We start from the raw sequence: 1,653 nt of genomic DNA, 5'->3' as shown, positions 1-1,653 counted from the left end.
GAGTCGATTTCACAATTCAAATTGAAAAATTGGTTAGAGTTCTTACGTGGCCTAAGCATTCATTTTTTAAAATTATGCAGCAGCTACAACTTGTTCAAGCTGTTGGTTCCATTTGTCTAAAGCAAATTTGCATACGGTATAAGCGAGCGTACTCAACTGAAAATCAACTTCGGCTCTCGTCCCCCGGTGACGTGTGCGATGAAGACCAAAATATTCTTTCAAATATGCAAAAACTCGCTCAACGGCGGTCCGCTTTTTATACAGATGTTTGAAGCCCTCACTTCCTCTTGCGGGTACCGTGTTTTTACGAATATCTTGATCTACCTTTATTTTATACACTTTCTGGCAGCCATTATCTGCGAGTGGACAATTACTACACTCTTTTGGACGTGTGAATTTAAGTGTTTTATAGGTCGAATCGTAGCTATCGTAGACGTAGGCTTTTCCTTTTTCGCAAATCGGGTGAAAGTCCTTATTAAATCCTTCAGGCGGCTCTGTGTGATGAATGAAATCAATGATTGGAAAAGCGCCTAGCGAGTAAATTAACTTGTAAAGCGGGTGCGCGTCGTACCCTTTATCGGACATGATATGCTTGATGCGAAGCATAGGAAATTTCTTCTCTATTGCTTTTAATAACACGACTCCGCCACGTTGATCATTGATATTAGCCGAGCTTAAAAAGCCAGTTAGCACATACTGACTGTCCGCATCTACAATAACATTTGCTTTGTAGCCATACCAAGATGTTAGGAAGCCTTTGGCATTTTTCTTTGAACACCGCTCTGGTGCCCGAGGCAATTCCTCCATCAGTTCTTCGTAGGTGTAAGGCAACATGTCAGCCACTGGCTTTTCAAAAGTAGTCAGCGTTGCTTCATATGCTTTACGCTCCTCAGCACGACGGATTGCTTCTTCCTTCTTCGGACGGCCGCGTCCATACTTTTGAGGCTTAGGGGGAGGAGCTGGTTCTTCTTTCACATCTTCTTCAATGGGGACTGAAAGTTGCTCGAGCTGCGGCAGAAGTGCCTTTTTCTTTTGACGTGATGCTCTGCGCTTAGCAGCTGCGTCTGGAAATACCGCGTTCCAAGCTTCTACCGCCGAAGAGTCGAACGCCAAATGAATCCCAGGTAAAAAGCCTTCTGAGATCGCATCTAGCACAAGCCCGTCCTGAACCATTTCGAGGAGTTGGTGTTCATTCAAAGCACGTATGAGACGAGAGTACGACGCCTCACTTGGCGTAGCGTCAGAGCCAGTAAAGCGGCATTGCATGCGGAATTCAACGCTCCTTTTTAGACGGCGAACAATATCTTTTACGAAGTCCATTCGTTCTATTTTTGCAATGAGAAGCGAATAGAGCATGGCTGGGAAGTTTAATGTCTGCGGCGGCCCTAAACGCGACTGTTTTCCAAGTCGTTGTAAAACCGAACTGAAGTCTAGATGTTCAAGGATGGGAGCATACCGGTCATCGGGCTTAATTTCCAGTAATTGTTGGAAGGAAAACAATTCTTGCTGTTGAATAGAATACATAGGGAATACCTTTCTTCATCTCGGGTTGTTGGTTTCGACGCCTTTTACTTCGAGATTTGGGGAGGTAGTCCCTTTTTATGTGTGAAAAAAGCTAGGTTTGGTGCGGGTTTGAGATTATGAAATTGACTC

Annotated in this window: 1 protein-coding gene; it reads right to left on the bottom strand. The window is 44.3% G+C overall.

Annotation, left to right across the window (positions count from 1 at the left end):
• Positions 1-72: 72 nt before the first annotated feature.
• Entirely contained in the window at positions 73-1,524 is a 1,452-nt protein-coding gene (locus A8708_RS00130; protein ID WP_068661518.1) for a transposase, read from the bottom strand.
• Between the last annotated feature and the right edge of the window lie 129 nt (positions 1,525-1,653).

The sequence above is a fragment of the Paenibacillus oryzisoli genome (assembly GCF_001653565.1).
GTDB classification, from domain to species: domain Bacteria; phylum Bacillota; class Bacilli; order Paenibacillales; family NBRC-103111; genus Paenibacillus_E; species Paenibacillus_E oryzisoli.
This window is presented reverse-complemented; position numbering and strand designations above follow the sequence as displayed.

Bases quoted from the DNA above. Each gene is read 5' to 3' on its own strand.
- A8708_RS00130 (WP_068661518.1), bottom strand. From the start codon at position 1,524: ATGTATTCTATTCAACAGCAAGAATTGTTTTCCTTCCAACAATTACTG.